15 protein-coding genes and 2 pseudogenes are annotated in these 19,016 nt (G+C 61.4%); 13 read left to right on the top strand and 4 right to left on the bottom strand.

Translation table 11 applies throughout. The features are described from left to right. The first annotated feature begins 26 nt into the window (after positions 1-26). The 7 genes from RFN28_RS31330 (at position 27) to RFN28_RS31300 (ending at position 8,048) form a co-directional block, all read left to right on the top strand. Positions 27-2,075, top strand: a complete 2,049-nt coding sequence (locus RFN28_RS31330; protein ID WP_320291023.1) for an ABC transporter permease — start codon at positions 27-29, stop codon at positions 2,073-2,075. A 1,127-nt stretch (positions 2,076-3,202) separates the two neighbouring features. Further along, positions 3,203-3,985 carry an amino acid ABC transporter ATP-binding protein gene (locus tag RFN28_RS31325; RefSeq protein ID WP_320291041.1) on the top strand — a complete coding sequence of 261 codons (783 nt, stop codon included), beginning with the start codon at positions 3,203-3,205 and terminating at the stop codon, positions 3,983-3,985. A gap of 43 nt (positions 3,986-4,028) precedes the next feature. Then, entirely contained in the window at positions 4,029-4,847 is an 819-nt protein-coding gene (locus RFN28_RS31320) for a transporter substrate-binding domain-containing protein (RefSeq protein ID WP_430679316.1), read from the top strand. 54 nt (positions 4,848-4,901) lie between these two features. After that, positions 4,902-5,615, top strand: a complete 714-nt coding sequence (locus tag RFN28_RS31315) for an ABC transporter permease (protein ID WP_320291021.1) — start codon at positions 4,902-4,904, stop codon at positions 5,613-5,615. A gap of 1 nt (position 5,616) precedes the next feature. Continuing rightward, positions 5,617-6,336: an ABC transporter permease gene (locus RFN28_RS31310; protein ID WP_320291020.1), complete on the top strand. Its 720-nt coding sequence runs from the start codon at positions 5,617-5,619 to the stop codon at positions 6,334-6,336. Continuing rightward, on the top strand, positions 6,324-6,677 hold the full coding sequence (locus RFN28_RS31305) for a cupin domain-containing protein (protein WP_192248680.1): 354 nt from the start codon (positions 6,324-6,326) through the stop codon (positions 6,675-6,677). The genes RFN28_RS31310 and RFN28_RS31305 overlap by 13 nt, the downstream gene beginning before the upstream one ends. Before the next feature lie 48 nt (positions 6,678-6,725). After that, positions 6,726-8,048 carry an NAD(P)/FAD-dependent oxidoreductase gene (locus RFN28_RS31300; RefSeq protein ID WP_320291019.1) on the top strand — a complete coding sequence of 441 codons (1,323 nt, stop codon included), beginning with the start codon at positions 6,726-6,728 and terminating at the stop codon, positions 8,046-8,048. A gap of 202 nt (positions 8,049-8,250) precedes the next feature. Here the strand turns inward: RFN28_RS31300 and RFN28_RS31295 are convergent, their stop codons facing one another. Next, positions 8,251-8,925 carry a FadR/GntR family transcriptional regulator gene (locus tag RFN28_RS31295; protein ID WP_320291017.1) on the bottom strand — a complete coding sequence of 225 codons (675 nt, stop codon included), beginning with the start codon at positions 8,923-8,925 and terminating at the stop codon, positions 8,251-8,253. Between the two features lie 138 nt (positions 8,926-9,063). Between RFN28_RS31295 and RFN28_RS31290 the strand changes: the two genes are divergently transcribed. The 6 genes from RFN28_RS31290 to RFN28_RS31265 all read left to right on the top strand — a co-directional run bounded on the left by RFN28_RS31290 (position 9,064) and on the right by RFN28_RS31265 (position 15,747). Beyond that, on the top strand, positions 9,064-10,560 hold the full coding sequence (locus RFN28_RS31290) for an NAD-dependent succinate-semialdehyde dehydrogenase (protein WP_320291015.1): 1,497 nt from the start codon (positions 9,064-9,066) through the stop codon (positions 10,558-10,560). Between the two features lie 445 nt (positions 10,561-11,005). Continuing rightward, complete coding sequence (locus tag RFN28_RS31285; RefSeq protein ID WP_320291014.1) at positions 11,006-12,277, top strand: ABC transporter substrate-binding protein; 1,272 nt, start codon at positions 11,006-11,008, stop codon at positions 12,275-12,277. Between the two features lie 159 nt (positions 12,278-12,436). Continuing rightward, complete coding sequence (locus RFN28_RS31280; RefSeq protein WP_320291013.1) at positions 12,437-13,309, top strand: branched-chain amino acid ABC transporter permease; 873 nt, start codon at positions 12,437-12,439, stop codon at positions 13,307-13,309. A gap of 1 nt (position 13,310) precedes the next feature. Beyond that, entirely contained in the window at positions 13,311-14,303 is a 993-nt protein-coding gene (locus RFN28_RS31275) for a branched-chain amino acid ABC transporter permease (protein ID WP_320291011.1), read from the top strand. Continuing rightward, complete coding sequence (locus RFN28_RS31270; RefSeq protein WP_320291009.1) at positions 14,300-15,037, top strand: ABC transporter ATP-binding protein; 738 nt, start codon at positions 14,300-14,302, stop codon at positions 15,035-15,037. The genes RFN28_RS31275 and RFN28_RS31270 overlap by 4 nt, the downstream gene beginning before the upstream one ends. Next, positions 15,034-15,747: an ABC transporter ATP-binding protein gene (locus tag RFN28_RS31265; RefSeq protein ID WP_320291008.1), complete on the top strand. Its 714-nt coding sequence runs from the start codon at positions 15,034-15,036 to the stop codon at positions 15,745-15,747. The genes RFN28_RS31270 and RFN28_RS31265 overlap by 4 nt, the downstream gene beginning before the upstream one ends. A 479-nt stretch (positions 15,748-16,226) precedes the next feature. Here the strand turns inward: RFN28_RS31265 and RFN28_RS31260 are convergent, their stop codons facing one another. From RFN28_RS31260 to RFN28_RS31250, 3 genes and pseudogenes are all read right to left on the bottom strand, one after another. Then, a complete protein-coding gene (locus tag RFN28_RS31260) occupies positions 16,227-17,120 on the bottom strand; it encodes a 2-hydroxyacid dehydrogenase (protein ID WP_320291006.1) in 894 nt (297 codons plus the stop codon). Between the two features lie 738 nt (positions 17,121-17,858). Further along, positions 17,859-18,092, bottom strand: a pseudogene (locus tag RFN28_RS31255) (DAK2 domain-containing protein); the annotation flags it as partial. A gap of 731 nt (positions 18,093-18,823) precedes the next feature. After that, positions 18,824-19,016, bottom strand: a pseudogene (locus RFN28_RS31250) (IS110 family transposase); the annotation flags it as partial.

Raw genomic sequence — 19,016 nt, 5'->3', positions numbered from 1 at the left:
CATTACGCTCCTCATCGAGGTTCGCAGTGGATCCGGCCCTTCTTCCCTGGTGCGCTCTCGCCGTATTGACGGCGCTTTGCCTGCTGCTGAGGGCAGAGCTCCCCTGGCTGGTCAATTTCCCCAAGGAATGGACGCTGCCGCTGGCCGTCTATGTCAACGCGGCGACCGACGCTATCGTCGCCGTTGTCCAGCCGGCGTTCCGGGCGCTGTCGGCCATGCTCGACGCGCCGATGCGCGGCGCTCGCCTGGTGCTTGCCTGGCTGCCCTGGCCGGCGGTGATGCTTTGCGTGGCGGCTCTCGCCATGAAGTCGAGCGGCGGACGGCTGGCCATCTTCGCCCTGCTCGCGCTCGCCTACATCCTGCTCGCCGGCTACTGGCCGCAGAGCATGAATACACTTTCGCTTGTGCTGCTGGCGGTGCCGATCTCCACCGTGCTTGGGTTCCTGCTCGGCGTCCTTGGCTATGCCCGTCCGCGCCTGCGTCAGGTGCTACTCGGCGTGCTGGACCTGATGCAGACCGTGCCCGCCTTCGCCTACCTCATCCCGCTTTTGCTTTTGTTCGGCTTTGGGCCTGTCGTCGGGTTGATCGCCTCCGCGATCTACGCAACACCGCCAATGGTGCGCAACACCATGCTCGGTCTCGACCGCGTGCCGGCGGCGATCAGCGAAGCCGGACTGATGAGTGGCTGCACGCGCCGCCAGCAGTTCTGGCAGGTCGAGGTGCCGACGGCGCTGCCGCAGCTTCTCGTCGGCTTCAACCAGACGACCATGGCGGCGCTGTCGATGGTCATCGTCGCCGCCATCATCGGCGGCTTCGAGGATATCGGCTGGGAAGTGCTGTCCTCGATGCGCAAGGCCGAGTTCGGCCAGAGCATCCTCTCCGGCCTGGTCATCGCCCTGCTCGCCATTCTCATCGACCGCCTCACCATCGGCTTTGCCAGAGGGCCCGAGACCGGGCCGACGCGCGCCATGCAATGGATGACGCCACGCCGGCTGGTGCTGTCGCTGGCGGTCGCGGTCGCCCTTGCGGTCGCCAACCGCCTTGCCACCCCGGATGCCACGCTGTTGCCGGAAACCGGGTTGCGCATGGAGATGGGCGCCGTCAATCAATGGCTGCTGGGGCTCGTGCGCGACTATGCCTGGTTCTTCGACGGCGTCCGCAACGTGGTCCTCTATTGCCTGCTTTTGCCGCTGCGGGTCGGCATTTCGGGCTCCGCCACGCCGGCGATCTGGGGCTTCGCCCTGTCGCCTGCGGTGGCCGCCGCCTATTTCGCCCTCGTGCTCGCCGCAGCCGGGCTGATGCTGCGCGGCTTCGGCTGGCGGGCAGCCCTCGCGGTGGCGGTAGCCGGACTCGTCCTCTACACCGGCTTCCTCGGCCTGCCTTGGCCGATCTTCATCCTTGCCGTTGCGTTGCTCGCGGGACAAGTCGCGGGCCTCCGGCTTGGTCTTTTCGCGCTCGCCGGCTTCGCGCTGATCCTGGTCAACGGGCTGTGGCCACAGCTTGTGCAATCACTCTATCTCTGCACGCTGGCGGTGCTGCTCTGCCTGCTGGTCGGCGGCGCGCTGGGGACATGGGCGGCGCACAGCGACCGCGTCTCGCGCATCCTGAGGCCGATCTGCGACGCGCTGCAGACCATGCCGCAATTCGTCTTCCTCATTCCCGCGCTGATGTTCTTCAAGGTCGGCGAATTCACCGCGCTGATCGCCATCGTGCTCTACGCCATCGTGCCGCCGATCCGCTATGTCGAGCATGGGTTGAGGCATGTGCGCGCCGACGTGGTCGAGGCCGTCGAGCAGATGGGCGCGACCCCCATGCAGACGCTGCTGCAGGCCAAGCTGCCGCTCGCCCTGCCGGTCGTCATGCTGGGCCTCAACCAGACCATCATGGCGGCCTTGTCGATGCTGGCGATCGCTGCCCTTGTCGGCACGCGCGATCTCGGGCAGGCGGTCTATGTCGCGCTCGGCAAGGCCGATGCCGGCATGGGCCTCATCGCCGGTCTGTCGATCGCCTTCCTGGCAATTCTGGCCGATCGCCTGATCCAGGCCGCCGTCGCCGACAAGACCTCGGCCGTCTGACAAGCACACTTGCGATAACGTCGACGATGGTAAGGTACGCTGCTTAACGATCGCGTATCTTAACAGCCTGTCTACTTGGGTGACCGCTCCTGGCACAGACGTCCGTGCCGCGCTGGATGCGCAGAAAGTGGCTGGATGCGCTCGGAGTGGACGTCGAAGACGCGCTCATATTAGCCGAGAGAACACAGATCTAACGGTGGAAGGGGGCTGTCATTCGTGAAAAGCGGCCACGTTCGGAATCCGTAGTTCAGCAGTGCGCCTTCAGCATGTTGGCCGCAGAGAACAGCTTTGCCGCTACCTCCCTGGACTATCGAAGCGACCAACGGCGAGGTTGGCAGCTTTGGCGGTAGGTGGAGCCGGAGCCACATCAGGGACCGAAAACCGCCGCGGGTCGTCGGCGACAATCTATTAAGGCACTCGCGCTAAGAACGATTTCTTGACCAACTCTCAGCGCTAGTAAAGACTTCGTTCCCAGAGAGGTCGCCGAGGAACGCTGTCGTTCCTTGCTCGCCTCGATCCGAAGGCGTCGCCTGAAAGGGCGCAAGCGCGGCTAGCTCAGGCCCGATTATCAATCGCGCTTCGAAGACCTCAGCGGGATAAGTCCACATTTCCCTCAGATACGGGGCGCCAATTGCGCCGCACTCGGCGAAGAAGGTGCCACGCCCCGCATGGCTAAGAAGGCGCCCCTCTTGCACCGTCTCGGCGAGCATGCGCCGCAGGGCCGTGCGAGGCAACCTAGTTCGACCGCGATATCGCGCTTAGGCGGCAGCCGGTCGCGTGGCTCAAAACAACCGTAATACAGCCACTTCCGCAGACGTAAGCAGATTTTTTTCCGCAACCAATTTGATCTATCTTGACACCGGTTGCGATACCAATTTCATATTGGTTTCGACAACCCAGAGATTGGTTGCACGTAATTGCTGGAGGCAGCAAGCCGATGAGTGTGACTAACAGCAACGGAAATCGAACCGTTTGGAGGAGATGCGTTGCAGACGGCGCCGTCACCGACGGCAGCGGGATCGATGGTCACAGTCGCCAAGCAGCAATTAACGAACTCGCGCAGACGACGGACAACTGGGCCCAGCCCGGTGTTGAGAAGATGCAAGCTGAATGGGACCGAAGACGCCATGACATACCCCCCGGTTCTCAAGGTTCATGAACTCAGCAAGGCTTTCGGCGCAGTCAGGATCCTCAACGACGTCACTTTCCAGATGGCCGAGGGGGAGGTCATTTCCCTTATCGGCGCGTCCGGCTCGGGCAAGAGCACGTTGTTGCGCTGCATAAATTTTCTGGAGACGCCGACCTCAGGGAGGATCGAGGTGATGGGCGACGCGATCTCCATCACCTCCAATCGACCGGGCAAAGGCGAAATCACCAACCGCGCGAAGATCCGACTCTTTCGCCAGCGGACCGGCATGGTGTTCCAGAGCTTCAATCTCTGGCCGCACCGCACTGTGATCGGCAACGTGACGGAGGCGCTCGTCTACGTGCTCGGGAAAGGAAGGCGGGAGGCCGAGGACATGGCGCTTTCGGCGCTTTCCAAGGTGGGCATGGCCGAGTTCCGCGATCGCTATCCCAGTCAGCTTTCGGGCGGTCAACAACAGCGCGTTGCAATCGCGCGGGTGCTGGCGATGCGACCAAAGATCATGCTTTTTGACGAGCCCACCTCCGCGCTCGATCCGGAACTGGTAGGCGAGGTGCTGAAGGTGATCCGCACGCTTGCTGAGGAGGGTGCGACCATCCTTCTCGTCACCCATGAAATGCGGTTTGCGCGCGACGTGTCGAACCGAATGATATTCCTGCGCAAAGGTATGCTTGAGCAGGACGATGCGCCGGAAGAGTTGTTTCGCAACCCCGCCTCGGAGGCGGTGAAAAGGTTTCTCTCCAGCGTCATGCCAGCCGCCGCGTGAACGCGGTTTTCTTCACTAGAACAAAGAAAAAGGGGTAACACTCATGCTTTCAGTGCAAGCGTTTCGCTCGATTTTCCTGTCGGGTTTCATGCTCGCCGCCGCAGTCGGTGCCGCGCGCGCCGAGGAAGGCGTCCTACGCGTCGGTACGGAAGGCGACGCGCCGTTGTTCAGCATGGCCGACGCAAACGGAAACGTCACCGGCTTCGACGCCGATGTCGCCAACGGTATCTGCGCCGAACTCAAGATGAAGTGCAAATTCGTGGTGCAGGCTTTCAGCTCGCTGGTTCCCTCCATGGATAGCGACCGCTTCGACGTGATCATTTCCGGCCTTGGCATCACTGCCGAGCGCCAGAAGAAGATCGACTACTCCATCCCGTACGCCACCACGCCGCTCTATTTCGTGGTCCCCAAAGACTCCCCCCTTGCTGGGCTCAAGAGTCTCGACGAGATCGAAAAGGCGCTCGCTGGAAAGAGCGTCGGCGTCGTGACAGGCACGACCTACGCCAAATTCATCGGCAAGCGCGCGACCAGCGCCGACGTCAAGACTTACGATGCCACCACGCAGCAAACCGCTGACCTTGCCGCTGGCCGTCTGGAGGCTGCTTTCGGCGACTCCCCGACTTGGATGGATTTCCTCGCTACGCCGGACGGTGCCAACTTCACGAAGATCGACGTGAAGATTACGGCGATGAACGATCCTGAAACCCTCGGCCACGGCATGGGCGTCGGTTTGCGCAAGGGCAATGCCGAACTCAAGGCCAAGCTAGATGCCGCCCTCTGCAACTTGATCAACGGAGGCAAGATCAAGGAGTCTTCACTCAAGTGGTTCAAGGACGACTACACCATTCCCTGCAAGAAGTGATCCTCTCGCAACAACCGGCCGTCGCAGCCCGCGACGGCCCCACGGGTGTCGTCCATGTTTGAAACTTTCTGGTCGCTCATTGTGGAGCAGGGCTGGGGGCTCGCTTTGCTGCGCGGCGCGTTAGTGACGATCTGCATCGGTCTGGCCGGCATGGTGATCGGGTTGATCGCAGCCGTTCCGTTTGCCATCGCCCGCTGGCAGCGAGTCCCGGTGCTGTCCCAGGTGGTCGACGTTTACAGCATCGTCGTCCGGGGCGTGCCGGGCCTTCTTGTGATCTATCTCCTGTTCTTCGGCTCCGTCGACTGGGTGCAGAAGGTCGCCGTCGCCTTCGGCTACCGGGACGTGGCCGAAAGCGCCTACCCTTCCCTCATCGGCATCCTTGCCATCGCGACGATCTCCTGCGCCTATTCAGTCGAGGTGATGCGCGGCGCGTTGGAAGCCGTTCCCAAAGGCCTTCTTGAAGCCGCGAAATCTCTGGCGTTGCCGCCACGGGTCGCCTTTTTCCGAATTACGTTGCCACTCGCGTTGAGACTTGCTCTCGGCGGGGTCAACAATGTCTGGCAGATGACGATAAAGGATACTTCGCTCGTTTCCGTCGTCGGCATGCAGGAACTGATGCGAATGGCGGCCATCGCGGCCGGCATCACGCGCTCGCCACTTCTCTTCTACTGCATTGCCGCTTCTCTGTTCTTCGCCATGACAGCGGTTAGCCAGACCCTGTTCGGCTTGGGTGAGCGCCATATCAACCGCGGCTTCAGCGGAGGTTAGAATGGATTTCACCATTATTGCCTACGCGATTCCGTTCCTTCTCACCGGCGCAAAGACCACGCTTCTGATCTCGGTGTTCGGCGTGGGCTTAGGACTGCCATTCGGCATCCTGGTGGCGCTCGCCCGCACTTCGCGCAATCGCTTGGTTTGCAAGGCGGCCGACGCGTATTGCGCTGTCTTTCGCGGCACGCCCATGCTGGTGCAGATATTTGTGATCTACTACGGATTAGGGCAGGTCGGGTTCCTTCGCGCTAACCCGGTGATTTGGTGGCTTATCGGCGACGGCTTGCACGCAGCCATTCTCGCGGTCTTGTTGAACACTGGCGCGTACACAGCCGAAATCTTTCGCACCGCCTTCCTGTCGCTGCCGCGCGGGCTAATCGAGGCGGCGGAAGCCTGCGGCATGTCGCCTTGGATTATCTTGCGCCGAATCAAGTTCCCGTTGGCTTTGCGACAAGCGCTGCCATCCTACAGCAGTGAGGTTGCCATCATCGTCAAGGAATCCAGCCTCGCCTCAACCATCGCTGTGCTGGAAATCACCGGTTGGGCCAAACGCCTGATGAGCGAAACCTTCGCCATTATGGACATCTTCATCATCACTTCCGCCTTCTACCTCACCCTCAATGTCGTCGGGCTAACCGCCTTGAAGCTTCTGGAACGGCAACTTTGGTTCGAACGGCGTTTAACCCGCACAAAGCCCACATCCCCATGTCCAAGCTGACGTTCATCGACCAGAATGTTCTTCCGCGCCCACGCGAAGGGCAGCCTCTGCCCGACCGCCTTGTGGAGGGCGATCCACGTTTTCTGAGCTGGGATATCGCCCAGACCGCAGACGGCGCCGTGAAGGCAGGGGTCTGGGAGGTCACGCCAGGCGCCTATCGTTCGATTAAGGGCGAGACTTTCGAGTTCTGCTACATCCTTTCGGGTGTCTCCGAACTCATTGAGGATGGCTGCCAGCCGCGCCGCATCGCGGCTGGCGACGCCTTCGTCATGCATCCGGGTTTCACCGGAGTATGGCGCGCCATCGAAACCACACGCAAACTCTGGGTCTCACGTGATTAACCGGTTGTGCTTGCCCGCGCTTATGCGACCAAAAGCTGGTATATTCCCATGACCGCTGACCCCTTCAAATCCACGCCCTATTGGTGGGACGGTTGCACCTTCTCTCCTCCCATAGTCCGCCCCGTCGTCCCCAAATGCGACGTGGCGATCGTTGGGGGAGGCTATGCAGGACTTTCGGCGGCCATTGAGCTTGCTCGTGCCGGTCGCAGTGTCCAGCTTTTTGATCGCCAGGCGCTGGGGCAGGCGGCTTCCAGTCGTAACGGCGGCATGGCGAGCGGGAGCATTCGACCCGGACGCAAGGAGTTGATCAGAAGATTCGGCGAGGCCCGCGCCACCGAGATCCTGATGGAGGGAAAGGCCGCGCGGGAAGACCTTTGGGCCTTTCTGAAGGAGGAGAAGGTGGACTGTGACTTCCATCTCTCCGGCCTCTTCGTCGGCGCGATCAACGCGGATGAATGCGAAGAACTCAGCCGCTCCGCCGATCTACTGCGGCGTTTGCTGGGCATCGAGGCTCATCCCGTCGCCCGGTTGGACGTGCCGACCTACATCGGGACGGATTTCTACACGGGTGGATTCGTGCGGATGGATACCGGTGGCCTACATCCGGCCAAGCTGCTTGCTGGTATTCTACGGGTGGCAACGGCAACCGGGGCGGTGATCCATGAGAACACAGCCGTTACGGGAACGATCGCCGAGGCCGGCGGGGTCCGTTTGAGAACGTCGCGCGGCGACGTCTTCGCCAGGAAGGTGCTGGTCTGCACGGATGCCTATACGGACGGCTTCGATCCTTGGCTGCGTCGCCGTATTGTGCCAGTGCGCAGCCGCATCATTGCTACCGAACCATTGGGCGAAGCGGCGATGGACCGGTTGATGCCGAAGCGCATGATGTATGGCGACATGCGCCAGCTCAGCTATTACTATCGCCCTTCGGCGGACGGATCGCGCATCCTCTTCGGCGGCCGGGACGGCACCACGGCGGGTGACGCGCTGGCCCCGACCACCCATTTGCGCAGCGAACTGGGCCGGATTTTCCCCGAGCTGGAGGGCGTTGGCCTGACGCATAGTTGGTTTGGCCAGGTCGCCATGCATCGCGACATGGTGCCGCGGATTTTCACCTCGGGCGATACGGTCTACGCCACCGGGTTCTGCGGTTCCGGAGTGGTCTGGGCCCGCTGGTTGGGCAAGAAGGCTGCCTTCAAGATCCTCGGTGAAGCCGAAAAGGCGCAGTCCGCCTTCGATTTCGACCCCGCACCGAAGGCCATACCATTCTACCGCGGCAAGCCGTGGTTCATCCCGCTTGTCTATTCCCTTTATGAATGGCGGGATAAGCGTGCCATGCGCCGCCGGCAGCCCGAAGAAAAGCGGCCATGACCTTGCTTGCGGGCAGGCCTGGGTGCACATCGCCGCAACCTTTTGCATTGCATCTGCCTAACACTCATTTCTCCAGGACTGACGGGCGGACAATCCGCGCTGCGGGTATGTTAAAGAGTGTCAGGTGCTCCGCCTTGAATAGAAGACTGCCATCCCGCTCGAAAGTGTACGGCAGTCTGATAGTATTGTTGGCCATATCTTCTTAGGCCATTGTCTCTGATCCGAGAATATTGGCTCTCGCGGTCAAGATATGGTTATGCATTCTTTGTTCGGCCTGCCCACCATCCCGGTCAATGATCGCCTGCAAGATCGCGCGATGATGAACCGTATACTCCTGCATGCGCTCTTTCGTCAGAGACTGCTCTTTCATGCGTCCCCAAAGCCGCCCCGCCCGAAGCGAGTGAATACCTTCGTAGAGCGAGGCCAGCAATCCGTTGCGGGCCGCCGCCACTACTAATTGATGGAACGCGGCATCCCAGCGCTCGAACTCCGCCAGCGTCGCGGCGGTACTGCCATGCTGGATGACCTTCTGCATCTCTTCGGTTTCGTAGGGCGTCGCCCGCAACGCCGCGAGCGCGGCCACCTTCGGCTCGATGATTAATCGTGCTTCGAAGACCTCAGCGGGATAAGTCCACAGTTCCTTCCGGGAGGCATTCTGTGCGCGGTACGGAGTCCTTGCAGTTGCGCCGCGCTCGGCGACGAAAGTGCCACGCCCCACATGACGAAGAAGGCGCCCCTCTTGCTCCATCTCGGCCAGCATGCGCCGCAGGGCCGTGCGCGGCAACCCGAGCTTGACCGCTAGATCGCGCTCAGGTGGCAGCCGGTCGCCTGGCTGCAATCCTTCCGCCTCAATGAAATCCCTCAGAACGACCGTCATACGGCCCACTCCAGAAACGAATCGGCAAATTCCTCCGCAACCAATTTGATCTATCTTGACACCGGTTTCAATACCAATTTGATATTGGTCCCAGCAATCCACAGATTGGTTGCACGGGTTTTCTAAAGCCGCGAGAGGATGAGTGTGACTCAGCCAGCAAGGGATATCGAACCTTTTCGCGCGGATGCTGCGACTATCATTGCAGGCGCTCCTGTAGAGCTGCTGGTGGGCGGCAAATGGACAAGTGCAACCGGCAGCAATCGGTTTGATGTCACCGATCCATCCAATGGCCGCACGATTGCATCTGTCGCAGACGGCGCCGTCACCGACGGAATCCGGGCGATCGATGCTGCGGAGGCCTCTGCGACGATGTGGAGGCAAACACCGTCACGCCGGCGATCGGACATACTGATGCGCTGCCATCAGCTCATGCTCGATCGTGCCGAATGGCTAGCGCAACTGATATCTCTGGAGAACGGCAAGGCGCTCCCGGACGCTCGCAGCGAGGTAACCTATGCCGCAGAGTTTTTCCGTTGGTACGCCGAGGAAGGGGTACGCACTCTTGGCGACATAGGCTATGCGCCGGGCGGCGCAAATCGAATCGTGGTTCAATACCAGCCGATTGGCATTGCCGTTCTCGTCACGCCCTGGAATTTCCCCGCTGCCATGGCGACCCGCAAGATCGCACCGGCGCTCGCGGCAGGTTGCACGTGCGTACTAAAGCCGGCGGCTGAGACCCCGCTGACCGCGTTGGCGATCGGCGCGATCCTCATGGAAGCCGGTCTGCTCGAAGGTGTCGTCAACATCGTGACGACCACGGCCGCGGGGCCTGTGGTGAGCGCGATGCTGCACGACAGTCGGGTGCGTAAACTGTCATTCACGGGTTCGACCGCCGTTGGGCGCATCCTCCTGCGCGAGGCTGCCAACCGGGTCATCAGTTGTTCGATGGAACTCGGTGGCAACGCTCCTTTCATTGTGTTCGATGATGCGGATCTGGAGGATGCCGTCGCCGGCGCCATGGTCGCCAAGATGCGCAACGGCGGAGAAGCCTGCACTGCGGCGAATCGCTTCTATGTGCAGCGCGGCATCTACGACGCTTTTGTCCGCCGGCTTACCGAGCAAATGTCGTCGCTTTCAGTGGGGCCGGGTCTTCAAGCAACGACCCAGCTCGGGCCGCTCATTACAGCGACCGCGGTGGAGAAGGTCGATCGCTTACTAAAGGATGCCGTTGCCCGTGGGGCGCGTATCGAAACGGGCGGTGAACCGGGGACTGGCGAGGGCTTCTTCTATCCTCCTACAGTCCTAGCTGACGTATCTCCCGATTCCGATATCGCGAAGGAAGAGATCTTTGGGCCGGTCGCAGCGGTCACGCCCTTCGATACAGAAGACGAGGCTGTACGGCTAGCGAACGACACCGAGTATGGCCTCATATCCTACGTCTTCAGTGGTGATCTCAGGCGCGCCCTGAGCGTCGCCGAACGCATCGAAAGCGGGATGGTCGGTATCAATCGTGGCGTAGTCTCGGACCCAGCAGCGCCGTTCGGAGGGATGAAGCAAAGCGGGCTCGGCCGGGAGGGCGGGCATCACGGTCTGCTTGAATATCTCCAACCAAAATACATCGCGACCAACTGGTAACGACAATGACCAAACCCAGCAACAGGGATCGAAAACGGCCGACACCGCGCTCACATATGGCAAGATTTCCGAGCAAAACGGCCCAAAAATTCCGCCGCCTGACAGAAAAACTGCAAGGAGGAGCGACGACTCGGACGTGGGAACTGCCAGGTTGGGAACTATGTATGGGATTTGGCGGGCGGGCGATCGAGGTAGGTGCGCGTTCGGCGTGTTTGGCTGGAGTCCGTGTACGTCAAATCGCTCTCGTATGCATAAAAGCGAGTGGAATTCCAGCTGCTTACGAGATTGGCCGATGAGCAGAGTCGTCCTGATTTGAAACCGGCGTCGAAAGGGCGCTGCCCATGACGAAGTAAACGAAAGTGCCACCGGTTTTCCAATCGGAGTACCGGTGGGAAGTTATCGGAAACGGCTTCACCGCCATGACAAGCAAGGGAGGATTTGCAAAATGGCTCCAATCGACCGTTCTTTCTCGCGCCGTCGGTTCCTTGGCGGCAGCGCCATAGCCATCACGGCCAGTGCATTGGGCACGCCATTCGTGCGAACGGCGCGCGCCCAAGCAGCGACCTTCAAGGCGGGCGTGATCACCTCGCTCTCGGGCGAGAACATTCTTGGCGGCAACCTGACCAAACAGGGCTATGATCTTTGGGCGGATGCGATCAACGCCAAGGGCGGGGTAGAGGTAGCTGGTGACCGCTTCAAGGTCGAGATGTTCTACGGCGACGACCAGAGCAGCCCGGCGACGGGTGCAGACGCCGCCGAGCGGCTGATCGTGCAAAGCGGGGTCGACGTGCTGTTCGGTCCCTACACCAGCGGCTCGACCATTGCCGTACAGCCGATCTGTCAGAAGTACCAGGTGCCGATGATCTCCGGTTCGGCGGAATCGCCCAATGTCTGGAAGGCAAAGCCTGAGTTCAATTTCGGCATTATCCCGGCGGTCGATACAACTTCGGGCCTGTCGCTCGGCGTCCTGGCGAAGCTTTCCAAACCCGCCGCGAAGACAGTGGCTGTGATCAGCGTCAATGAGCCGTTCTCGAAGGAGACGGGCGAAGGTTTTCGCGGCGGCGCCAAGGCCGCCGGCCTCGAAGTGGTCACCTACGAGCTGGTGCCGCCGGAAGGGGATCTCACGCCGGTCATCTCCAAGATCGCCGCGCTCAATCCCGACGTCATCGCGGTCGGCGGCCATGAAGAGGTACTGCTCAACGTGGTCAAGACTTCGAAGTCGCTGAATTACCGGCCGAAGGCGCTGATCATGCACTACGGTATCACCAATCCCGCCTTCGCACAGGCGCTCGGCGCCGACGCCGACGGCACGACGGGCGTAGTGGTATGGCTGCCTACCGTGTCCTACAAGGACGACGTATTCGGCACGGCCAAGGACTTCGCCCAGATGGCGCAGAAGAAACTGGGAGGGGAGCCAGACTATACGGCCGCCGCCTGCGCGGCCAGCGGTCTGGTGCTGGGCGATGCGCTGAAGCGCCTCGGCAAGAAGCCCGCGCTGACGCCGGAGAACCGAGTGGCGCTGAAGGATGCCATCGCTGAAACCGACATCCAGACCTTCTACGGGCCGATCAAGTTCGAGAAGGAGGGCCCGCACTACCACGACAACATCCAGCCCGTACCGGTCCTGGTCCAGATCCAGGGCGGCAAGACCGTTGCGGTCGGGCCGAAGGAGGCTGCGGCAGCCGACTACATTTACCCACTGCCGGCCTGGAAATAGGCGTGCCGAGCAGATGCGGACGGTTTCGCCGCCCGCATCTGCCGATAGGTGCGGTACCGAATGCGCATAGCTGTAAAACGACGGGCCGTTCCGCTTCGCTCATGCGGGCTTGCCAGAATATCCACCTTCCCGGTTCCCTGACGAAAAACGGATGCCGCCTTGGATCTTTTTCTCCAGACCTTGCTGAATGGCCTTCTGATCGGAGGTGTCATCGCCACATTTACCATCGCCTTCCAGCTCGCCTTCGGCGTGTTGCACGTCATCGACTTCGCGGTCGGCGGCTGGGTCGTGCTGGGCGGCTACCTCGGCTACTATATCACCGCCTGGCTCGGGCTCGACGGCTTCATCGCGATTCCGATGGCTTTCGTCCTGTTCGGCACCCTCGGTTATCTGATCGGTCCGGTGCTTTATAATGTTCGTAACAGCCGCACGGCTCGGCCGGAGTTGATGGCCCTTGCGCTCAGCTTCGGCTTGTTCACGCTACTGCGCGGCGGCATGCTGACCGCGTGGGGCTTCAACACCCGCAACGTGACAACCACGCTGAGCGGCGAAAGCCTGGCGATCGGCCCGATCACGGTTCCATTGATCCGGGTTGTGGCAGCAGTGTTCGCCGCGGCGATCGCCGGCGGGCTCTTCCTGTTTCTCTATCGCACCCGCTACGGACTGGCGATCCGCGCGACGGCCGAGAACCGGCACAATGCTGCGCTGATGGGTGTCAACATCGGACGGCTGAGCGCCAATGTCTATGGCCTCTATGCCGGCATCACCGCCATGGCCGGTGTCCTGATGGGGGCGATCTACTCGGTCAATCCGGAGGTCGGCTTGCGCTACACGCTGTTTGCCTTCTTCGTAGCCGTGCTTGCCGGTCTGGGGTCTGTCGAGGGGGCGCTGGTGGCGGCGCTTTTGCTAGGCGTCATCGAAGCTTTCGTCTCGACCTATGTCGGTGCCAGCTATTCGCTGCTGGCGATCTTCACCACGCTGTTCTTAGTTCTTTTGATATCCCCGCGTGGGATCCTGCGGCGGGGGCTCTGATATGGCGCTACTACCGACAAACCCGCAATGGCGAGGCCTCGTTCTCCTCGCCATCATCATCGTCGTGCTAGGCGTCCTGCCCTGGACGGTGAACAACTACTGGCTGCGCATTGCCACCGGCGCACTGATGTGGGCGGGGCTCGCTTGCTCATGGAATATGCTGGGCGGATATGCCGGCTACATCAATTTCGGCCAGTCGGCCTTTTTCGGCCTCGGCGCCTATGTGACCGCGTTCCTGATGGGCGATCCGTTCGGCTTGCCTTTCTCGGCTACGATTCCCGTCGGCATGGTGGTGACCGCATTGTTCGCGGTCATCATCGGCGCACCGACACTGAGGCTGCGCGGCGCCTACTTCGCCATCGCCACCTGGGCCTTTGCCGAGGTCCTGATTCAGTTCGCTTCGGCGATGGACTTCACCGGCGGCATCGGTGGTATCGGACTGCCCCCGTATCTCAACGAACGCTTCTTCTATTTCGCCATGTTCGGTACCGCCGCGCTGGCGTACTTCCTCACCTGGGCGCTGTTCGAGCGTTCCCGCTTCGGGCTGAAGGTGAAGGCGCTACGCGACCACGAGCCAGCGGCAGAGGCGATGGGCATCAACACAGCCCTGGTCAAGCTGCAGACTTTCGTGCTCAGCGCTGTCACTGCGTCCGTCTTCGGCGCCATCTTCGCCTACTGGGTCACCTTCATCAATCCGAAGTCCGTTTTCGGCGGCGACATCACCGACCAGATGGTCGTGATGGTGCTATTGGGCGGCCTGGGCACATTGTGGGGACCGGCAATCGGTGGCGTCGCGTTGTTCGTCGTGAACCGGCTGATTTGGATGTATTGGGGCGACACCGCCTTCTACATCGCCATCCTCGGCACCGCCATCGTCTTGGTGGTGCTGTTTCTGCCGAACGGTATCGCCGGGCTGTTCGCAAGGCGCAAGAACAACGCGCTGGACAGGGTCCTGGACAAGCTGGTCGGCAGCGGTGAGGGAGGTCACCCATGAGCGGAGGGATGCAGTCGGCAGCCGATCCGATCCTGAGCGTGCGCGGGCTCTTTAAGCATTTCGGCGGCATCAAGGCTGCCAACGGCGTCGAACTGGCGGTCGGGCGGCACGAGATCGCCGGACTCATCGGCCCCAATGGCTGCGGAAAATCGACGCTGTTCAGCCTCGTCTCCGGCACGGTGATGCCGGACAAGGGCGAGATCCGCTTCGACGGCCGTGCCGTCGCCGGAATGAGCGCACACAGGATCGCCCGGCTCGGCCTCGCCCGTACCTTCCAGATCCCGGCCCTGTTCGACAATATGACGGTGACCGACAACCTTCTTGCGGCGGCGGCGGAAGGTCACTGGCAGGGCGCATACGAGCGCGCGGCCGAGACGCTTTGCCTCCTCAAGCTCGAGCATGTTGCCGACAACCGCGCCTCGGACCTATCCGGCGGTCAGCAGAAGCTGCTGGAATTTGGCCGCGCCGTCATGCGACAGGCATCGCTGATCCTGCTCGACGAGGTAACGGCAGGAGTCCACCCCAACATCCGCAAGATCATCCTGGAAGCGATTGCGCGGCTACGCGAACAGGGCGTGTCCTTCCTCGTCATCGAACACGACATGGAGATGGTTCGCAACGTCTGCGACCGAATCATCGTCATGGATTCGGGACGGGTGGTAACCAGCGGCTCTTTCGAGGACATCGTGCGCAATTCTGAAGTCATGCAGACCTACCTGGGGCGCCCGCAATGAGCACGCTGGCCTCCGAGAACATCATCACCGGCTACGGCAAGCAGGAGATCGTCCATGGCATCTCACTGACGGCCGAGCTCGGGAAGATCACTTGCATCTTTGGGCCGAACGGCTGCGGCAAATCCACCTTGCTAAAGGCCATCGCCGGGGCGCTGCCGGTGTGGAGCGGCGCCGCCCGCCTTGGCGACACCGTGCTTTCCAATCTGCCCGTGCACGAGGTGGTACGGCAGGGATTGGTGCTGATGCCGCAGGGCGGCGGCGTGTTCCCGCGCCTGACGGTGATGGAGAACCTGCGCATGGGTGGTTACGCTATCGCCGACAAGCGGCTGGTGGAAAGGCGCATTGAGATGTTGATCGGCCAGTATCCGTCGCTGGCCCGGCGGCGCAAGACGGCGGCCGGCGCGTTGTCGGGCGGCGAGCAGGCGATGCTGTCGCTGGCCCGCGCGCTGGTTTCGGAGCCGCGCTTTATCCTGCTCGACGAGCCTTCCGCCGGCCTGTCGCCGGCCATGGTGATCGAGACGCTGGAGCGCATCACGACGCTGACGAAGCAAGGCATTGGCATATTGATGGTCGAGCAGAACATCCGCGAAGCCATGCCGATCGCAGACAAACTCTACATCTTGGCCGCCGGCGAGAAACGTTTCGAGGGCAGCCCGCAAGACGTGCGCGACGACCGGCAGATCATGGACATTTACATGGGCGGAGCCTGAAGGCTCGAACCCAATCATGTACGAACGACGCGTCGGACGATCAAACGCAGCGCCTTTCACGCCAAAGAGCGAAGTGTAGTCGCGAGACGGTGCAATCGTATGCGCCGAGATGCAGAACGCTGTGAAGTCTGCCCGGGATTCCCCTCCTCAGTTTAGGCTCGAAATCATCGCCTGAGATTGCTCCTTGGCGATCGGAAGGAATGACGGTCCCATACCTTTGTGCCTTTCACCAACACGCCGCGGGATGCACACCAGGATACGCTTTGGATATTCGACCAATCGGCGCGTTCGTCGAAGCAAAATTGTTCCGTCCGCATGTCGTTGACGCGGCGGGAACGGATGTCGCCACCTTGCTCATCAAGGGCTCATACGGGCAAGGATTTCGCCCGTACGCTCGACATCAGCCCACGCACCCGGCCCCTGCAAAATACAACGTTAGCGCGCCGGATTTGGTCCGACGCTTCCTTGCAGGCCGAGGTTTACGGCACCGGTGATACCATCGCTGATAACCGCAATTCGTCGAACGCGGCAAGTGTCCTACGCCACAGTTCCTCATAGGCGTCGTCGGTCATGTAGGCCGCGTGCGCTGTGAGCGTCAGGTTGTCGAGTCTGCGGTAGGCGTTCTCTCCAGGAAGAGGTTCTTGGGAAAACACGTCCAAGCCCGCGTGCCCGATGTGGCCTTCTCCGAGAAAAGCCAGCATAGCCTCCTGGTCGACGATCTCGGCCCTGGCGGTGTTGACCAGTATGTAGCCCGGGGCGGGGAGCTCAAGCCGGCGGCGGTCGATTAGTCCCGTCGTTTCCGCATTGAGCGCGAGATGGATGGACACAACGTCCGCGTTCGCGAGGGCTTCGTCGATATCTTCGACGAAGCCCTCGATCGTGCGGGGAGTTCGGTTCCACGCGTATACGTTCATTCCGATTGATCGAGCCAGATGAGCGAACTCCGTCCCGATCCCGCCAAGGCCGATCACGGCGACCTTGCGTCCGCTCAGTTGCAGGCCGCCTCTTGGCGACCAGGCCCCAGTGCGGATTTCGCGGTCCATCCGGGCAATGGACCGCGCAGCTGAGAACATCAGCGCGAATGCATGCTCGGCAACTGCCCGGTCGCCGTAGCCAGGGGTCGTCGCAACACGAATGCCGCGGCGCCTGGCATCCGTCATGTCGATGTAGGTACCGGCGCCTGTTCCCATGAACACCACGGCGCGGACGGACGGGCAGGCATCGAATACCGCGGGTGGGACGACGGTATGCTCTACGAAGATCGCATCCGCGCCCGCGCAGAGTTCGACCAGTTCCTGCGCTGGTGGCGAACCGAGATTGACACTCACATTGTCCGGAATGACTAGTTGCCGCCGCTCGATGACGGCTTGCAACTCGCTTGTGCAGTCAATGAAAACGGCTCGCATGGCGGTCAGGGTCGCGTCGGTGGTTTCATGCCTGCTTGGACGCGGAAGCTATTCCGAACTGTTCGATCGTGCCGACAACGGGTCTGTCGCGCAGGAGCCAAAGGCAGGCCGGCAGTGCCGGCCCCGATCACGATGAAGTCCGCATGTTCCGTCATATGAGACCGGCTCCGGTATATCAATCTAGGTGTAGACTACCATAGGGAGGATTCCTCGAAATGGGATTGTAAAGCCTCACGGAGAGGTGGTGATAGCTGCCGGGCCAGTCGTCCTAAACGGCACATCATGCCGCCAGCGTCTGTGCCTGGCGGCCCAGATGGGGAGACGCGGGCAGGACTCCTGGCCAAGGCTCCCGGCTACTCGGCAAGCGTTTGCCGCTTATGGAGTCGATCAAGGCCGGGGCGCTTGAGACCCACTGGTTCTGGGCCATGAACGCGCACGGCTATGAAAACTCGCGGCCCGGAGGAAGCCTGCTCGCGGACTGACAGCTATCGCCGGGTCCAAAACTGAAACTGTCCGACCGCTAACGTGCCCCAGTGCTGCCTGTCTGAAACGCGCCTCACTCCGGACATTGCCTTGGACGCAGCGAAGGTCGCGATCCGCCCCAATGCGGTCGTTCAAAGGGCCTTTGCCACTGACCAAAGCAGATGTCAGCCACGGTTAGCAATCGCCCGGCTCGGCATGGAACGGAGATGGCCGGCAGACGGCTTAAGCGGTCTTCATCGCATTGCAGATTTCTTCGACCAGCATTGCGGCCGAAACCGACCCCGGGTCTGGATGACCCAGTGAGCGTTCGCCGAGACGCGCGGCGCGGCCGATGGTTGCGACCATGTCACGTGTCGCTTCTGCGCCCTGGCGGGCAGCGGCAGCTATAGCATCGGCATTCTGACCATCGATTGCCGCGTTCGCGGCCGGAGCCCAGGCATCGTACATTGTCTTCTGGCCAGGTTCGGCAAACGGTGGATTTGGATGTTGCCAGACACCTTCGGAGACTGGCTACCTGATACAAATTGAGTGGAGGCCTCGCGGCGGACGACCGCTTCTGTGAATCTACACCGTTTCGGGTGCACGCATGCTCCTTTCCGTCCAAAAACGTTGATCCGCAGGCCGGACGTTGCCCCGGCGGCTATCCATTCTGGCCAGCCGGCGCGCGTCGCCGGTCGTTGGCGTGGCTTCAGCGCGGCTTCACCAGGAGCGGGACGCTCCTCTGCGGACCAATGATGCATGTAGCAATCGTATACTCAGCGACAACCCGTCGCCGTTTGCCGTCGTCCGCGTTCGGACTTCAGCCCGAATGTCTGCTCTTGTGAAGGCCTCCGGACGCCGGCCAGAGCTACGTCACCGCCCGTGAATGGCCGGCGCCCGAAACTCTTATATGGGGAAGGTCAACTGCAAACGGCTTCACATCGACATTGTCATGTACCTCCGGGGCAATCCTCAGATCCATTCGATGAGTCCGTTTGCGTGACGCGGTTCGCGAACGAACCCAGTCCACCTTATATTCGGTCAGGGCGCATGCACCTGTTCCATGATCCCGCTTGCGGCGGATTCGGACCCAAGAGACGAAACCATTCTTCAGCGGCGGCTGTTTGAGGCCATGAGTTTCGTCGGTTCGTCTACCGAGGATCTGCCAGGCCTGATCGGTCCTGGAGATTGTTAGAATCGATTGGCGTCTACGCTGATGGTTTCGTCAGGAGAGCTCCTTCTATAACGACGCCGGCGTTCACGTATTTCCACAATGCAACAAGCAGTTTCCGAGCGAGGGCGATGATCGCGGTCTTCTTGTACCGGCCGCCATTCTGGGCGACCCTCGCCCTGAACCACTGACTGAGCGCGGAATTGGGTTGATGACGCACCCAGAGCCAC

Origin of the sequence: Mesorhizobium album, from assembly GCF_033977205.1 — a bacterium.
Classification (GTDB): Bacteria; Pseudomonadota; Alphaproteobacteria; order Rhizobiales; family Rhizobiaceae; genus Mesorhizobium; species Mesorhizobium album.
Note: the sequence above shows the minus strand (reverse complement) of the source record. Positions and strands in the feature narration are given on the sequence as shown.